The organism is Paenibacillus sp. fava2 (assembly GCF_058313675.1).
In genome coordinates this window covers 179,604-196,607 of sequence record NZ_CM177755.1, presented here as the reverse complement: position 1 = coordinate 196,607, position 17,004 = coordinate 179,604, and the positions used below count along the sequence as shown (strand labels likewise).

Sequence of the window (17,004 nt, the reverse complement as noted above, 5' to 3'; positions counted from 1 at the left end):
TTTACATATTCCCTTGTAAATCATGGCTACTGATTTCTATAGTCATTTTTGATTTTGTATCAAAAGTGAATGTTAAAAGCATAATACAATCAATTTTAACGAATATTCAGGATGCTTTTTGGCGTTGCCCTTGACTGATCCCCCCATAATTACTTACACTGCTGCAAATTATCCTGGGTTGGACTTTTTAGACGAGTTGCTACTATTTTGAATTTCTGTTGAAACTGTTCCGGCACACCAAAAAGCGGTAAGAGTTCTGCCTCCCACCGCTTCTCTAGCATTACTATATTCATATTCACCCCAGCAGAGGATAGGAGCTATGCTCTCAGTCGCCCTTATAAGCCTCTTGTAATGCTGCAATATCGAACTTCTTCATCTGCAAAAAAGCCTTCGTAACCCGCTCCATTTGCTCAGGTGTTCCCTTTTCCAGCAGCTTATCCAGCGCCGAAGGTACAATCTGCCAGGACACACCGAACTTGTCTTTCAGCCAGCCGCACTGCTCAGCTTCGGGAACTGCAGAGAGCCTCTCCCAGTAATGATCAATTTCCTCTTGCGAATCGCATTTTACCATAAAGGAGATAGCCTCGTTGAAACTGAATTTATGCTCATGCGCACTGTCCATTGCGGTGAACCACTGATTCTCCAGCATAAAGTCAGCGAACATAATGGTTCCTTCCTGGTCAGGCTCCAAGCCTTTGGGATAGCGGGCAACCGTTCCCTGCCGCGAGTTCCCGAATACAGATAAATAGAGAGACATAGCCTCTTCCGCCTTACCGCACTGATCACCCACAAACAAAAAGGACGGAATGATCGCCGGACGCTCCTCACCCTCCGGATTTGTAAGCATCAGCTGCCAGGACACGCCAAACTTATCCTGAATCCAGCCGTACCGCTCACTGAACGGATATTTATCAAGCGGCATTAGTGCTTGTCCGCCTTCAGATAATTTGTTCCAGACCTCATCTATTTTCTCAGCTGCATCCTTATCGCGTGACGGATCAAAATTAACGAAGAAAGACACGGACGGATTTAATTTAAAATACGGCCCTGCACTGATCGCCATAAACTTCTGTCCCCATATTTCAAAAGAAACCTGATCACAGTCGCCTGAGGGCGTGTCACGAAGTGTTGTAACACTAGTAACCTTTGATTCCGGGAAAACAGTTGCGTAAAAATTAGCCGCTTCTACCGCTTCTTTGTCATACCATATATGCGGCACAATTGTTTGTTTTGTATTGGTCACAAATCATTCCCCCTCACTGAGACATTCACCTGAAAAGTAACACCGAACCTGTCCTTAACAATCCCATACAACGGGCTCCAATCTGTCTTCTGCAGAGGCATGACCACCTGGCCGCCGTCTCCCAGCGCAGCAAAAATCTCCCGCGCCTCTGCTTCCTCTGTTGGATGAATCGCAATCTGAACCGTATCCCCGTCCGCCTGATGCGCAGTACCCGGAAAAGTATCAGAGAACATGAGATCTGCATTACCGACCTTCAAATGTGCATGCATAATGAGGGACTTCATCTCTTCAGTCAGCGGATGATCCGGATTCTCCGGCAAATCGCCGAACGTCATAATCCCGACCACACTCCCGCGCAGCGCTTTTTCATAAAAATGCAGAGCTTCTCTTGTGTTTCCATTAAAAACAAAATACGGGTTCAAACCGATTGACATCATGCTTCATCCCCTTTGGAACAAGTTGGCCAGTCAGCTTTATTATACACAAAATTTTAGGAAAATAAACGATTTTAACGAACATATGATCGTATTTTTTCACTCATTTTCTAATCACAATGAACCCCTGTCCGAAGATAACGGCACATAAGTTTCTACGAGTGTAGTCACGGATTTGATGTCACCCTAGAAGTTTGCCTTTTAACGAATCGCAATACTAAAATATTGCAGATGATTATATACATATTTTTCATTCAAGTACAATTACAGAAAAAACTAAACAGCCTCAGTTCCAATGAATTCAGAACCAAGGCCGCTTAGCTATCCAGAGAATCAATCTAAGTGCTTAAGACTCTTTAATTACTCAAGATTGAAGTAAAGGTATGAATTGTCATCAGAATCTTCCTTAGCATAGTTTTTGAAATTGACAATTAGATAGTTTTTCATCCCTTTATATACAGGTACGATTACAAGACCTTCTGCCGAATAGCTGTAACTTTCACCCACCTTAAGCTTTTTAAAATCGGTTGCTTCATCAATAGCATCGTCTAAGGAGCCAGTGAAACCAGAATCTGTTACACCGATGATACTTTTTCCGTCTGAAGTTTTAGAACCCCAGAGGCTTGGTACGAGATCAACCGAAACATAAAGACTTTCGTTTTTATCATCAGAGATAAGCTTTCCGTTATTTAAAACGAACTTCACTTTAACCAATTTATACTCAGTCAAGGCGTCTGCTTCAGGTTCTCTGAAACCAAGAGCTGCAATTTCACTTCTTGAAATTGACTTTACTGAACTTACAGAGAAAGTATAGTTTGCTGTGTTCGAAAAACCTTCATAACTAAAAGGATCATCAAATGTAACCGACTTACCAATTGGAATTGCAGAACTAACGGATTTACCATTATTAGCCGAAGAAGTCGTCGTTGCTGGAGGCGGCGTAATTGTTGGAGCCGGGTTAACAGGTTCTTTCGAGGTCGGTGCCGTACTGGCATCTTTATACGGAATACCACTACCACCTGAACCATCAATGGATATAGTTAAAGAGGCTGCATTAAAATCAACTTCTGCTCCAAGAGCTTCTGAAACAGATCTCAAGGGAACATATGTAGAACCGTTATATACCAAAGCGGATAAGTTATTACCCGATTGATCTTTTGGAGTCCATTTGGAACCGTTAAGAACAAACTTGATATCATGGTTCAACTTTGCCTTTATCGCTTCAACACCATTTCCTGCAAATACCCCTACTGAGCCAAACAGTAGACTTGAAACCACAATAGATGAAACAAAAACAGATTTTCTCATTTTAATTAACTTCATTCTTGAAATCCTCCTTCAATCTATTTAATGCTGCATGTACTACCATATCCGTAAGATACTTTACTCTTTACTGCTCACAGACGCTTCTTGTATCAAAATCAAAAATTAATACCTATTTTGTGGGACTGTAGTCTTGATATACCGACAGCCGCCTGGCAACTAAGCTCTATGACCTAACAGGCAGAGCCCTTTGGATTAGCTATGTATGTTTTTATTCCGTAATTCTTTTACCTTCACTATCTATAAACAAACAAAATAGCATACTGCATAGAACTATTTATAATTTTTACCACAATTCTATCTCCCAGTAAAAATATGTATCTCCATATTTATCGGAACAATAGGGAAGAATTGTTAATCATTAACCTAAAATTTTCAAATTCGTCCCAACGGCGAGATATTTCTTGGTGGATGCAGTGGATATGCAAATGAAAACCTCCTACGATCTGGCAATAAAAAGGGAGCATCCGCTCATAGGACGCTCCCTCATTCTTTAGAAATGACTCCCTGATCTGTTAAACCTGTAGCCTTTACATTACATGGTCATTATGTCATGATTCAAATCATGCATGTTCTTTAAAGCTTCAGTGAACTCACTGTATCCTTTAACAGCAAGTTTCAGATTCCACGTCATAACAAGCTTTTTAACCGCTACGTAAAATTCAAAACAACCGCTAAATTGAAAAAAGACACCAATTAAGGTGTCTTCTACTTTACTCCATATGGAGCCGAGGGGAGTCGAACCCCTGTCCGAAGATAACGGCACATAAGTTTCTACGAGTGTAGTCACGGATTTGATGTCACCCGAGTATCGCCCCGTACGACACCATAATACAGAGAAAAGCAGCTTATCGGCAATCCCTTATAAGAAATTCCTTACCTCTTCACATTCTACAGGTTTGCTTATTAAATATCCCTGGACATCATCACACTCCAGTTCACGCAGCAAGTTCAATTGTTCCTCCGTCTCGACTCCTTCCGCCACAACTTTTAAACCGATGCTATGAGCAATGAAAATGATAGCTTTCACAATGGACACATCATTGGATTGGCTCTGAATGTTACGAACGAAGGACTGATCAATTTTAAGGAAATCGATTGGGTAGTTCACAAGATAGTTCAATGAAGAATACCCAGTACCAAAATCATCAATGGAGATCTTAACGCCTAACTTTCTTATCTCCTGTAAAGTGGAGAGTACCTGTTCTCCATTGTTCATACTTATATTTTCAGTAATCTCCAGCTCCAAGTATCGTGGATCAAGCTGGGTCTCGTTCAAAATGCCAGAGATGTTCCGAACCAGATCCTTATCCGTGAATTGCCTTACGGATAGATTAACGGAGACACAGACTGGCTTGTAGCCCTCATTCTGCCAAGCTTTATTTTGCGAACAAGCTGTCCGTAACACCCATTCTCCAATGGGGCTAATTAGACCGTTTTCTTCGGCAATCGGTATAAATTCCGCGGGGCTAATCATACCCTGAACCGGATGGCGCCATCGAATCAGAGCCTCTAGTCCGATAATTTGGCCTGTCTTCAATTCCATCCGGGGCTGATAGAATAGTTCAAACTCATGATTATCTAAAGCTTTATGAAGCATAGTCTCCAAGCTCATTTGGTTTGACAATGACGTATTAAGCTTCCCCTCATAGAAACTGTAACCATTACGCCCTGTCTTTTTAACCATGTACATCGCTTGATCTGCATTCTTAATAAGTTCCATCTCACTGTCTCCATCCCCTGGAAAGAGGCTGATACCGATACTTGGTGTGGTATACACCTCGTGATCACTTAGCGAAATGGGTATCTTAAATGCCGCAAGAAGAGCTTGGGCAATTTGTTCCGATTGTTCGCGGGTCACGTTGGGAAGTAAGACGATGAATTCATCTCCACCCATTCTTGAGAGGATCGCATCCTGACCAAGACATTCTTGAACCCTCACAACTACCAGCTTTAATAACTGATCGCCATTTGTATGACCGAACGTATCATTTACCATCTTAAATCGATCTAGATCGATGAACAGGACTGCGGCTGTGTGACCATGGTCGCCGGCTTCCTCCAAGTAAGCTTGTAATCGTTGATTAAAGTAGACTCTATTGGGCAAGCCGGTCAGGCTGTCGTAATAGGCGAGAAGTTGAATTTCAGCAAACATGCTTTGAAGTCTCGCGGCAGTATCCCTACTGTTAGATATAAGCGTATTAATTTCTTGTATAAAGCTTCCTTTCCAGTTCACGATCTGGTTCTTGGCTATTTTCTCAGGTAAATTGGTGGTTGTGTTGGTTAAAAGCTTAATCGGTCGAACAATGATTCCACTGATTACATTAGAAATAAAAATAAATATCAGTCCACAGGCCAATAAAATACTGAATATTTTTATGTAGTAGCTATATAAGCGGTCACGATAGGGGGCAATCGGTGTCTCGACAATAATACTCCAATCACCCATTTGCGGAATTGTCATGATCTTGAAATAGGAGGATTCTCCCCATCTGATCATTGGATTTTTGATAGCATCCGGGAACCAATAATACAAACCATCAATTATTTCACTTACTTCGCCCCCTTCTGCCCAGTTATACGGGTTCATAACGGCTAGATCATCACGAGTACTCGCAATAACCTTGTCATGCCGATCTACGATTGTGATATTCATTAGTCTATTATTCGCCAGCTTTTTTAACTCCGTTGTAACATAGTTAAGATTTAGAGCACCTACGGCCACCCCTGTAAACTCGCCGCTAATCAGAATAGGGGAGCCTACAACCACAATGGGTTCGTTAACGCCACCTCTTCCAAGAAACACATCGGAAACAACGAATTGGTGTTTTTCTTTCATATATTCAAAGTAAGGCCGATCCGAGAAGCTTAAGCCAATCGTTGACTCTCCTTTGTCATTCAGTAATGGAGAGAACAGCTTTGTAACTCCGTTACTATCAGCAATGTATGAAGTAATAAAATCGGGATATAACGCCAGTAGATAAGCCACATGGCGCTGCAAGGAATCCATCCTTTCCATCCTATTTTCAGCCGCCACCATCGATAAAGTATTCACTGCGGCAACATGAACTTTTCCCCACTCAGTGAGATCATCGCGGATGATAGCGGAATCTCGTTCAGTCTCTGACTTTATTTTTTTATTTATGTTGTGATACTGTTCATGGCCAATCATCACTGTCACCAGAAGCAAAGTTATAAAGGTAAGTGTGACAAATATGTTGAAAAGCACATCATGAAGAGAGCTCGACATTTTGCTTTTTTGGAATGATGGCCATTTAATAAGAGGCAGATACGTAAAGATTAAACTGGAAATTAATACATTTAAAATACCATTTACGGCATCCTTAAGCACAACCAGTAGGGAAGCGGTAAAATTCATATCCAGGGCATAACGATAGAATACCCATATGAGGGGCATCCCTAAAATCATCCAATATAGGCTATCAATAAGAACAATCCTTTTCCCTCTGTAGAAGAAGCCGACAAATAAAGTTTCCAGTACAAAAACAAACATAGCGTAAGGATGATGCCAAAGAAACAACGTGTAACCATTTACAATAGCCGATGCCATTAAAGCCCATTTAAGACCATATATCCGCAATATCAAAAAGGTGAATATACTGCCGAAGATAAAATTGACCCCCAGCAGTAGGGATAGGTTGAGCATATTACCTAGTAGTCCAAAAACAATCAGAGCTATGATTAATACAATCGATTTTTTAAATACACTCAATGTTCTCCCACCTTATGAATCAGGCCCATTGCAACAAAAAACCTCTCCCGAAAAGGAGAGGTTTCCTTGCCTTCGGTAACTGGCTGGCATAACATATCCAAATTTGAAATGTAATAGCCCCTGTAGTTTTGCGACCCCGTTTTTCAACGAGTGTGCCATATTATTATTGAGATTATCTGAAAAACAATACATTATTCGACATTAATCTACAAGCTGACATTAATTATAGTTTATACTTCTGGGTGTTACAACCAATTTCTGCATTTCTGTATGATACCGTTCATCTCAACTTATAACAAGTAGGAGTGCTCAGACTGCAACGATCTCTTCGGTCAATATCGAAGGGCGGATGAAGGGTGTGGAAGGCGAAAGCACACCGAAGGGGGAGCATATTAATCACGGGTTACGTGGAGGCCAAAGCCACCGGTCTCCGTATAGCCTCAGTGAGCCTCATTGTATCTGTTAACAGCACGTCCCAGAAACCGCGTCATTATAGGATTTTTAACCGCCACGTATAATCCAGAACAGTCGCAAAACGAAAAAGACACCTTCAAAGGTGTTTAGGTGTCTTTTGCTTTACTCCATATGGAGCTGAGGGGAGTCGAACCCAGTCCGAAGATAACGGCACATAAGTTTCTACGAGTGTAGTCACAGTTTTGATGTCACCCGAGTATCGCCCCGTAACCGGCTATACGTTGGGTCAGCCTGATTATCTTCTTCTGCTGACCCCAGGCGGAGACCAGACAGCGTATCCCACTACTTGTTAGCCCCTATCCCTGTCACATGGGCGATGCAGGGTAGAAGCACGCGCACAGTTTCTTAGGCTGCGAAAGCATAGTTGTTTTGTTGTTTGCCGTTTAATAGGCTTTAGCGTTGATGAAGCGGACGCGTCCCCAAAGTAGAAAAGTATTAATACTCTTTCTGGTCTGAGTTCCAAAGCTTACTTCAAAATCCCTTTTTATGGTCGGTGTGATCTAGAGTTTGAAACTAATATTTATGATTTATCAATCCATTGAATATAATCGCCATTCTCCTTATATAACTCATACAGTTTTTTAGATAACAAACTTTCCCTGTCTTTTATTGTAATAATCAGTGTATCAATTGCTCTAGTAAGTGGCATTAATGACCATAGACTAACGAATTTATTTTTTCTTTCTTCTTCAGTTTCCAAAATATTCTCATATAAAATATTTTCTATTTCAAATGTTTCATATTTATACTTGATGAATTCATCTAATTCAAGGCAAACAACTGTCCATCCCTCAAGCCCTCTACAAGAATCATATTGTAGGACTCTATGTTCTTTTAGATCAATAGGATATTGGCTCCTTAGTTCTTTGTTTGTCCCATCCCATATTTTTATTCCATTTAATTCAAAATTTGTCATTAATTTAAATGAACTTTTTAATTTCGGCTTTCCATACTTATCTAACACTTTCTCCTTATTAACTAATGAAGGGGGAACTAAAAACAACATTTCGTATGCTGAATTCCCCTGTTTTACTAGATTATCAAATTCACTCTTATGAATTTGATAGTCATAGTCGCCATTAATTATAACTACTTTTCCACCTATCATCTCTTTCTCAGATTCTAAGTCCCAAAGAATATTTGATTTAGATGCATATTGAGTTACAAAATTCAGCAAATTATCTTTTTGCCTTAACGATCTTCTTTCATAGGTCTTTGTTATTTGGTCTTTGCTTAAATCCTGTGCCCAATCACATCTAATCTGACTTCTCACTAATTGATCTATTCCATCTGCAACAATCATTTTCTTATACCCAAATATTTTGTATAATACTTGCTTCTCTTTTAAACTCCAATCCTGTGATTCATCTATTAAAATATAATCCCAAGATAATGTCTCATGAAATTTCTTCATTAAAGATTGAATATCAGAATGGTTTATTAAACCTTTGTCAAGATACTCGTATATTTCATCTAAATAACTTTCATACTTGTTTAGATAATCGTTTTGAAGTTTTTTCTCATTCTCAATCTCAAATCCTATGATTAGTTTGCGAATAAACTTATGTATAGTTTCGATACCAACAGTATGTGTATCAAATCCATCAGAAAAACCAGCTAAAGCTAACATTCTTTTTATGTCACTAGCTAATGCATAATTATAAGTAAGTATTAAACATCGACTAGTTGCTTGATTCGCCAAATCACTTGCTATGCTTAACAACTTTATAGTCTTTCCTGTGCCTGCTCTTCCTGAAATAATAACCAGATTTTCTCCAATTGCTTTTGCATAGTTCTGCTTATTTAATAATTTTTTAGTCATACTCTCAATTTTTTCCTTGTTAGGTCTCCAACCGCTTGAATATTTCTTTCAAAAACATTAAAAACATCTTCAATACTCTTCATATCTACACTCTTCATTGATGAAAATTTACCATAAGTCTCATTTGACTCACTAACATAAGGTAAACATTGATTGCATGCAAGTCTGAATAGTTCAGCCACATCAAAAGAATTAGCTAATAGATTATGGCTACGTAAACCAACTAAATTAGAAATTGTATTTATACTACGGAACCAGATAAAGTTACATATGTAAGGAGATTTTATTTGATTAGTTTCAAAAAAATTTTTCAAAGAATATTTTTGCTTTTCACTTTGACTAGTTACGTCATGAGGTTTACCTTGGTAATTTACAACTAGTGCTAATCCGTCCATTTTAATATCTGCAGCTAGTTGTCTTTTAGTCTCAAATACAAAACAAAAATTTCTCACTGTAATATCTCTACTGGTTGTCGGTAGTTCTTTAAAGCTCTTCCCCTTCTTAGCAGGAACATTTAGTTTCAGTTTATAATTTTCTAAGTAACCAGTCACAACTAAATCTACATCCTTTACTTCTTGACCAAATAATGTTGCATTGCTCATTATTAATATCTTCCCATTAATTCCTTGAGGAATATCTCTCTCAAAAATTAATTTTAAATCTTCTGCATCTGAATATTCTTTCTTCTCTTTATCACCTTTTATTATTATTTCAAGAGTCATATCATGTCTCCTAATTTATGTTTTCTCACTAAATGAATGGTTTGAGTTTCACTATATTTCATCACATAAGAATCCCACTGCAAAAGTCAATTTTCAAATTGTTCAAGAAGGTTGGTGTGAATTTCGTCTAATTCACTGCAATAAAGTGCTCTAAATTAGAACAATGCCTTTAATTGTAGAGCTTAGCTTTTTTTATTAAAAAAAATTATAAATTTTGTAAATATATTATAACTATAAACAGAAAAATCCGAATAATTAAATGAATCAGTTTTAATTATTAAGTTAATAGGAAAGATCCTTTCTTCTATTTTGGAGAATAGATTTATGTAACTAACAATACCACAAGCAATTGGCTCTTCGCTATATTGCGTGGTTAATGATACATTTAATAGGTTTATAGATCGATTTGACATGAAGCCTCTGAAGGCATGAGTACTCGCGAAAGCCGCGAAGCATAAGGACTTTGTGATGCTAACCAGCTTATCATGCCCGCCCCTCCAAATAAATTCGCAATCTATTTCACCCACCCCGAGTAGCGAAGGAGAAATAACTTCCTTATTTAAAGAAGGAAAAATTCCAGTTTATTGTATCCCCCCCCCCTTTTCTCTCGCATGTTCATGGCGGTTCACCCAACACCAGAATAAACCTTATGAGAGAGACTCATGCTATTCATGGCCAGCATTGCTCGTAAACACAGTGTTATCAAGGCTTCCCTACCACAATGCACCCCCTGATTACCTTCTGAAAACATGAAAAAAGACACCGATTAAGGTGTCTTTCACTGATACTCCATATGGAGCCGAGGGGAGTCGAACCCCTGTCCGAAGATAACGGCACATAAGTTTCTACGAGTGTAGTCACGGATTTGATGTCACCCGAGTATCGCCCCGTAACCGGCTATACGTTGGGTCAGCCTGATTATCTTCTTCTGCTGACCCCAGGCGGAGACCAGACAGCGTATCCCACTACTTGTTAGCCCCTATCCCTGTCACATGGGCGATGCAGGGTAGAAGCACGCACACAGGTTATTAAGCTGCGAAAGCGTAGTTGTTGTTTTGTTTGCCGTTTAATAGGCTTTAGCGTTGATGAAGCGGACGCGTCCCCACTACTCGCTGCTCATGTTCGAACTACCCCCGTCGAATCCAAGAACGGCCCCTCATTAAAAAGGGCGCTTCGGATCAAGCGGATCTTCTAAGCAAGAGAGATCCAATCTGCAGCCTCTAACCTGAGGACTGCCACGAAGCAAAAATCTTACTTAAACAGTATAGCACATTTATCAACACTTTAACACGTGGGTTAAAGGAATTGAAGGGGCAATCTGGAATTCCGTCTTCCGGTAACACCCGTTACCAGGTTATCTGGCGATTTTCTGCTTCTCACGCAGCGCGCGCTGGATATCGCGTTGAGCGTCCTTTTTGGCGGCAGAGTCGCGTTTGTCGTATTGCTTCTTACCTTTACCGAGGCCGATCAGCAGCTTGGCATAGCCGTTACGCACATAGATCTTCAGCGGCACTATCGAGTAGCCGTCCTGCTTGGACAAACCGAGCAGCTTGTGGATCTGCACCTTATGCATCAGCAGCTTGCGCGTACGCGTAGGATCGTCAGGATTGGAACGGTTACCCTGCTCAAAAGGGCTGATATGCATGTTGTGGATATGAATCTCACCATTACGGATGGTAGCGAACGCATCACCGATGTTAGCGCGGCCATTACGCAGCGATTTGATCTCTGTACCGGTCAGCACCATACCCGCTTCAAAAGTGTCCTCGATAAAATAATCATGGGAAGCTTTTTTGTTCTGGGCGAGCACTTTCCCGTCTGCTTTTTTACCCATGAAAGTCACTCCTTGAATCGATTTCCCCGCAGGAAGCGGAGTTAGTGTCAGATCTATATTGTATCAAAATGGATCCGGTGAACGCAAGGAAACACGTCTATTGGCATTGCAGGACATCGACTTATTCGCCGGCCTCCATTTTGACAACTGTATGTCAGGTAGTTTGATAAAACGCTATGACAGAGGCCAATATTGTCCCACATTTTAGTAACACATAAGGTCACTGGAGTCCGCAACATGCTGCAGGAGGGTAATATGCTGAGAATCTGAGTCCGTTAGAATCGTTGTGACGTAAGCTCGGCACATCTAAGTACGCCAGATAATTGCGGAAGGCAAACAACAGACAGTATGTACAGATTAAGACATCCGTAGACAACAGGACTTGCAAAAAAGCGCCCGAAGCAGCCATATAAGCTGCTTCGGGCGCCCCTCAGTCTCAGTCTATTCCTGAGACTTCTTCTTCTTTTTCTTGCGGCGCACGGCGTTCTCCGCGTTGCCGCCACCCTGGCCGCCCGGCGTGACAGCCGGGCTGGTGAAGACGCCGCCTTTCTTCTTGCGGCGGCCCTTATCCTTGCCGCTGCTGCTGCCGCGGCTTTCAGCCCCGCGATCCTCCCGGCTCGTGAACCGGGTGTTCGCGTCAACCCCGCGCAGCTCGCCGCTGCCCGCGCCGTCTCCGAGCGGCGCGCCGTAGCCGCCCTTGCCGGAGCCGAAGCTGAAGCTGATGCCGCGCCCTGCGGCATCGCCTCCAGCCGCTCCGCCGCGGCCTCTTCCGCCGCCGCTGCGCTCACGCGGCGCACCACTGCCGCCCGCTTCGCCGTTCAGGGCGGCAAAAGCACGGCGCGCGGCCTCAGCCGGGCCGCCGCCCCCGCGCTTGCCGCGCGCAGGCGCATCCGCCGGCGCGCCGCTGCCAGGCGCCGCTTCGCTGCGCGGCGCCGTCTCCCAGGTGCCGGTGGTCACGGCACCGGCTTTGCGCTTGCTGCCGGCCTTGCCTTTACCGGCAGCACCGCCTTTAGCTGCGCCGCCAGCCTTGCCTTTACCGGCTGCGCCCGGTTTGCCAAAGCCGCCGCGGTCCTTACCGCCGCGGCCGCCTTTACCTCCGGCGAAGCTGCCGCCCTTACCGGAGCGCCCGCCGTAGCTGCGGTGTTCACCCGCTGCACGCGGCTTCATGTCAACCAGCTCGAAGTCGATCGTGTGGTCGTCCATATTCACCTTGGCGACACGGATCTTCACCTCGTCGCCGATGCGGAATACCTTGGAGGTGCGCTCACCGATCAGCGCCATATGGGCTTCGTCGAAGTGGTAGTAATCATCCGTCAGGGCGCTGAGACGGATCAGGCCTTCGACGGTATTTTCAAGCTCGATGAACATCCCGAAGCTGGTCACGCTGCTGACCATTGCCTCGAACTCCTCACCGACCTTATCCTGCATATACTCAGCCTTCTTCAGCTGTTCGGTATCACGCTCAGCTTCAACCGCCACGCGCTCACGCTCCGAGGATTGCTGGGCAATATCCGGCATCCGGCTGGCCAGATACTCATGCCGTTTCTCGGTCAGCGCCCCGCCGTTCTCAAGCACCTCACGCATTACGCGGTGAATGACAAGGTCAGGATAACGGCGGATTGGTGAAGTGAAATGGGAATAGTATTCGGCAGCCAGTCCAAAGTGGCCTGTACTCTCGGCATCATACTTCGCCTGCTTCATCGAGCGCAGCATCATGGTGCTGATTACCGTCTGCTCCTTCGTCCCTTCGATCTGCTCCAGCAGATCCTGCAGGGCACGCGGGTGAATGGAATTTCCCCGGCCTTTGACATGGTAGCCAAAGTTGGCAGCAAAAGCCATAAAGTTCTGCAGCTTCTCCTGATCCGGGTCCTCATGAATCCGGTACAGGAACGGCACCTTCAGCCAGTGGAAATGCTCGGCTACCGTCTCGTTAGCCGCCAGCATAAATTCCTCAATGATCTGTTCCGCCACGGAACGCTCGCGTTTTACGATATCAATCGCTTTGCCTGTCTCATCGACGATAATCTTGCTTTCTTCAAAGTCAAAATCAACCGCGCCGCGCCGCATCCGTGCCCCGCGCAGCTTCATCGCCAGCTCTTTCATCAGACGGAAATCCTCGATCAGCGGGCTGTAGCGCTCCAGAAGCTCCGGATCTTCATCCTCCACAATTTTGCGGACATCAGAATAGGTCATTCTTTCTTTGGTCCGGATAACACTCGTAAAGACATCATGCTTCACGACCTTCATGTGCTCGTTGAACTCCATCTCACAGGACATGGTGAGCCGGTCCACCTTGGGATTAAGACTGCAGATCCCGTTCGACAGGCGGTGCGGCAGCATCGGAATAACCCGGTCTACCAGGTAGACGCTGCATCCCCGGTCATAGGCTTCCTTATCCAGCTCTGAGCCCTCACGCACGTAATAACCGACGTCAGCAATATGAACGCCCAGCTTGTAGTTTCCGTTCTCCAGACGCTGCACATTAACCGCATCATCAAGGTCCTTGGCATCTGCGCCGTCAATGGTCACAATGTTCAGTCCGCGCAGATCGCGACGGCCCTGCTGTACAATCTCTTCTTCCGTAATAGAATCCGGAGCCTGCTCAGCTTCCCGCATTACTTCAGCAGGAAAAGCCTCCGGCAGCTGATGCTTGCGGATAACGGAAAGAATATCAACCCCCGGGTCATCCTTATGCCCGAGAATCTCGATAATTTCGCCCTCTGCCGCTGCCCGGCCCTCCGGATAATTAACGATGCGCACAACAACCTTTTCACCGTCAACCGCACCGCCAAACGACTGCTTCGGAATAAAAATATCACGGTTAATCCGCTTATCATCCGGCAGCACAAATCCGTAAGTCTCCAGGCTCTGGAACACGCCTACAGTCTGCAATACGCCGCGCTTGACGATCCGCACCACTTCACCTTCCATCCGCCCGCCGGACGGACTTTTGGAGGTAATCCGGATCAGCACAATATCGCCATTCATAGCACCTTTGAGATCATTGGCATGAATGTAGACATCAGGATGGTCGCGGTCATCAGGAATCAGGAAAGCGAAGCCCTTAGCATGCGCCTGCAATCGCCCGCGCAAAAGATCCATCCGTTCCGGTACACCATAACGGTTATTCCGGGTCAGTACAATCCGGCCGTCCTGCTCAAGCTCGGAGAGCAAGTCCTCAAACGCCTTAAACGAAGCGCTGTCCTCTATCGCAAAATGGCTGACCAGCTCATCGTAAGTCAGCGGTTTATAAGCGGTTTCCCGCATAAAATCAAGTAATATTTCCTGTGCTATCAAATAAGTCACCTCGGCCCTTTCGCAGCATCGTATGCTGCCGGCAAATATGTACGTCTTGTCCTCTTTGGTTTTTCTTGCATCAAGTAAATTTTACCTCTATATACTTCATACCCTAGTATACACGAAATCAATCCCGCCCATCCCTGTTATGATTATCTCAAGGTTAACGCAGGCTCAAAAATCCAAAAATAAAAAGCCCCCGCCCCATTCCTTACAGAACAGGGCAAAGGCTTTGTGTATGAAGATTTAGTCAACAAAAACGGCAACAATGATTGACATGATGAAGAAACCGGCTGCCAGTCCAACTGTTACACGCTGCAATACGAGTTCCATACCGCGCGCTTTGGTTTTACCGAAGAGATGCTCAGCACCGCCGGAGATGGCACCGGAAAGACCTGCGCTTTTCCCTTTTTGCAGAAGAACGACCGCAATCAGACCGACGGAAAAAATCAGGAGCACAATTTTCAAAAAGATATCCATTCACTTCCACCTCCTACGTCCAAGCATCACTATCTATGGTAATTTAGATTTCACGGATTCATAAACAGCATTCTTATTTTATCATAGCACCAAAGGGATTACAACCTTTGATATGACAAGGCTTACGCCCTCCTTCTTAGCAAGACTAAGGTCAGCAAAATTATAGCGGAGCTGATTATAACAGGCGTTGCAAAAAAGGCATAGGCAATACCTTGCCAGCCCCTAATCACTAAGAAACTGAGCAATAGCAGGACCAATCCACCCGACAGTCCAGTAATTGCTAAATAATAGATAAAACAAAAAAAAGCCTGCCGGAAACCGGCAGGCTCTGTAAAGCTATGTCAAAAGAAATTATCTTTTGAGGTTGTAGAAGGATTTCAGGCCGTTGTATTGAGCCAGTTCACCCAGTTCGTCTTCGATGCGAAGCAATTGGTTGTACTTAGCAACGCGGTCAGTACGGGAAGGAGCACCTGTTTTGATCTGGCCAGCGTTGGTAGCTACAGCGATGTCAGCGATAGTGCTGTCTTCGGACTCACCGGAACGGTGGGAAATAACAGCAGTGTAGCCAGCGCGTTTAGCCATTTCGATTGCATCGAAAGTTTCAGTCAGTGTACCAATCTGGTTAACCTTAACCAGGATGGAGTTACCGATACCTTTTTCGATACCAGTTGCAAGACGCTCAGTGTTAGTAACGAACAGGTCATCACCAACCAATTGAACTTTGTCACCCAATTTTTCAGTGAGCAATTTCCAGCCATCCCAGTCGTCTTCGGACATACCGTCTTCGATTGTGATGATTGGGTACTTCTCAACCCAAGAAGCCAGCAGGTCAACATACTCAGCGGAAGTGTAGGATTTGCCTTCGCCAGCAAGTGTGTACTTACCATCTTTGTAGAACTCAGTGGAAGCAACGTCCATACCCAGGAATACGTCAACGCCTGGTTTGTAACCGGCTTTTTCGATCGCTTCGATGATTGTAGTGATTGCTTCTTCGTTGGAACCAAGGTTAGGAGCGAAGCCGCCTTCGTCACCTACAGCAGTGTTCAGGCCTTTGGACTGAAGTACGGATTTCAGGTTGTGGAAGATTTCAGCACCTGTACGCAGAGCTTCTTTGAAGCTTGGAGCGCCTACTGGCAGAACCATGAACTCTTGAACGTCGATGTTGTTGTCAGCGTGCTCACCACCGTTGATGATGTTCATCATTGGTACTGGCAGTGCCTTAGCGTTGAATCCGCCCAGGTAAACATACAAAGGAATATCCAGAGCTGCTGCAGCTGCGCGGGCTACTGCCATGGATACAGCCAGGATTGCGTTGGCGCCCAGCTTGCCTTTGTTAGGAGTTCCGTCCAGAGTGATCATCAGCTTGTCGATGCCCACTTGGTCAAGAGCGTCCATACCGATTACTTCTGGAGCGATGATTTCGTTTACGTTCTCAACAGCTTTCAGAACGCCTTTGCCCATGTAACGGGATTTGTCGCCGTCACGAAGCTCTACAGCTTCATGAGCGCCAGTGGAAGCGCCAGAAGGAACGATAGCGCGGCCTTTAGCGCCGGATTCCAGGTAAACGTCAACCTCTACAGTAGGGTTACCGCGGGAGTCAAGGACTTCGCGTGCATATACATCAGAAATAATAGTCATGTAA

General features: G+C 44.2%; 10 protein-coding genes, 3 other RNA genes, 1 pseudogene and 1 riboswitch. All 14 genes and pseudogenes read right to left on the bottom strand.

All coding sequences use genetic code 11. The features are described 5' to 3' along the window. Positions 1-325: 325 nt before the first annotated feature. The 14 genes and pseudogenes from AC4G46_RS00975 to eno all read right to left on the bottom strand — a co-directional run bounded on the left by AC4G46_RS00975 (position 326) and on the right by eno (position 17,000). On the bottom strand, positions 326-1,243 hold the full coding sequence (locus tag AC4G46_RS00975) for a VOC family protein (RefSeq protein WP_491126283.1): 918 nt from the start codon (positions 1,241-1,243) through the stop codon (positions 326-328). Next, positions 1,240-1,677: a VOC family protein gene (locus AC4G46_RS00970; RefSeq protein WP_491128760.1), complete on the bottom strand. Its 438-nt coding sequence runs from the start codon at positions 1,675-1,677 to the stop codon at positions 1,240-1,242. Before AC4G46_RS00970 ends, AC4G46_RS00975 begins: the two co-directional genes overlap by 4 nt. A 360-nt stretch (positions 1,678-2,037) precedes the next feature. Continuing rightward, a complete protein-coding gene (locus AC4G46_RS00965; RefSeq protein ID WP_491126282.1) occupies positions 2,038-3,000 on the bottom strand; it encodes a stalk domain-containing protein in 963 nt (320 codons plus the stop codon). A 720-nt stretch (positions 3,001-3,720) separates the two neighbouring features. Next, positions 3,721-3,976: a transfer-messenger RNA gene (gene ssrA / locus AC4G46_RS00960) on the bottom strand. Further along, a pseudogene (locus AC4G46_RS00955) lies at positions 3,956-5,155 on the bottom strand (putative bifunctional diguanylate cyclase/phosphodiesterase); the annotation flags it as partial. The pseudogene AC4G46_RS00955 and the gene ssrA (AC4G46_RS00960), both read right to left, overlap by 21 nt. Before the next feature lie 1,649 nt (positions 5,156-6,804). Continuing rightward, positions 6,805-6,900, bottom strand: a riboswitch (cyclic di-GMP riboswitch). A 416-nt stretch (positions 6,901-7,316) separates the two neighbouring features. Continuing rightward, positions 7,317-7,668, bottom strand: a transfer-messenger RNA (tmRNA) gene (gene ssrA, locus AC4G46_RS00950). Positions 7,669-7,727: 59 nt separating this feature from the next. Then, positions 7,728-9,029, bottom strand: coding sequence for an AAA family ATPase (locus AC4G46_RS00945; protein WP_491126281.1), 1,302 nt, complete (start codon positions 9,027-9,029; stop codon positions 7,728-7,730). Then, positions 9,026-9,751: a hypothetical protein gene (locus tag AC4G46_RS00940; protein ID WP_491126280.1), complete on the bottom strand. Its 726-nt coding sequence runs from the start codon at positions 9,749-9,751 to the stop codon at positions 9,026-9,028. Before AC4G46_RS00940 ends, AC4G46_RS00945 begins: the two co-directional genes overlap by 4 nt. 791 nt (positions 9,752-10,542) lie before the next feature. After that, positions 10,543-10,907: a transfer-messenger RNA gene (gene ssrA, locus AC4G46_RS00935) on the bottom strand. Between the two features lie 198 nt (positions 10,908-11,105). Next, positions 11,106-11,585 (bottom strand): SsrA-binding protein SmpB, encoded by a 480-nt coding sequence (gene smpB, locus AC4G46_RS00930; RefSeq protein WP_039869079.1) that lies wholly within the window; start codon positions 11,583-11,585, stop codon positions 11,106-11,108. 441 nt (positions 11,586-12,026) lie between these two features. Beyond that, positions 12,027-14,852, bottom strand: coding sequence for a ribonuclease R (gene rnr, locus AC4G46_RS00925; RefSeq protein WP_491126279.1), 2,826 nt, complete (start codon positions 14,850-14,852; stop codon positions 12,027-12,029). A gap of 276 nt (positions 14,853-15,128) precedes the next feature. Beyond that, positions 15,129-15,362: a preprotein translocase subunit SecG gene (gene secG / locus AC4G46_RS00920; RefSeq protein ID WP_491126278.1), complete on the bottom strand. Its 234-nt coding sequence runs from the start codon at positions 15,360-15,362 to the stop codon at positions 15,129-15,131. A gap of 122 nt (positions 15,363-15,484) precedes the next feature. Then, entirely contained in the window at positions 15,485-15,655 is a 171-nt protein-coding gene (locus tag AC4G46_RS00915; RefSeq protein ID WP_491128759.1) for a YesK family protein, read from the bottom strand. A gap of 58 nt (positions 15,656-15,713) precedes the next feature. Further along, on the bottom strand, positions 15,714-17,000 hold the full coding sequence (gene eno / locus AC4G46_RS00910) for a phosphopyruvate hydratase (protein ID WP_236336483.1): 1,287 nt from the start codon (positions 16,998-17,000) through the stop codon (positions 15,714-15,716). Positions 17,001-17,004: the final 4 nt, after the last annotated feature.

Bases quoted from the DNA above. Each gene is read 5' to 3' on its own strand.
- AC4G46_RS00970 (WP_491128760.1), bottom strand. From the start codon at position 1,677: ATGTCAATCGGTTTGAACCCGTATTTTGTTTTTAATGGAAACACAAGA.
- AC4G46_RS00965 (WP_491126282.1), bottom strand. From the start codon at position 3,000: ATGAAGTTAATTAAAATGAGAAAATCTGTTTTTGTTTCATCTATTGTG.
- AC4G46_RS00945 (WP_491126281.1), bottom strand. From the start codon at position 9,029: ATGACTAAAAAATTATTAAATAAGCAGAACTATGCAAAAGCAATTGGA.
- AC4G46_RS00940 (WP_491126280.1), bottom strand. From the start codon at position 9,751: ATGACTCTTGAAATAATAATAAAAGGTGATAAAGAGAAGAAAGAATAT.
- smpB (WP_039869079.1), bottom strand. From the start codon at position 11,585: ATGGGTAAAAAAGCAGACGGGAAAGTGCTCGCCCAGAACAAAAAAGCT.
- rnr (WP_491126279.1), bottom strand. From the start codon at position 14,852: ATGCGGGAAACCGCTTATAAACCGCTGACTTACGATGAGCTGGTCAGC.
- secG (WP_491126278.1), bottom strand. From the start codon at position 15,362: ATGGATATCTTTTTGAAAATTGTGCTCCTGATTTTTTCCGTCGGTCTG.
- eno (WP_236336483.1), bottom strand. From the start codon at position 17,000: ATGACTATTATTTCTGATGTATATGCACGCGAAGTCCTTGACTCCCGC.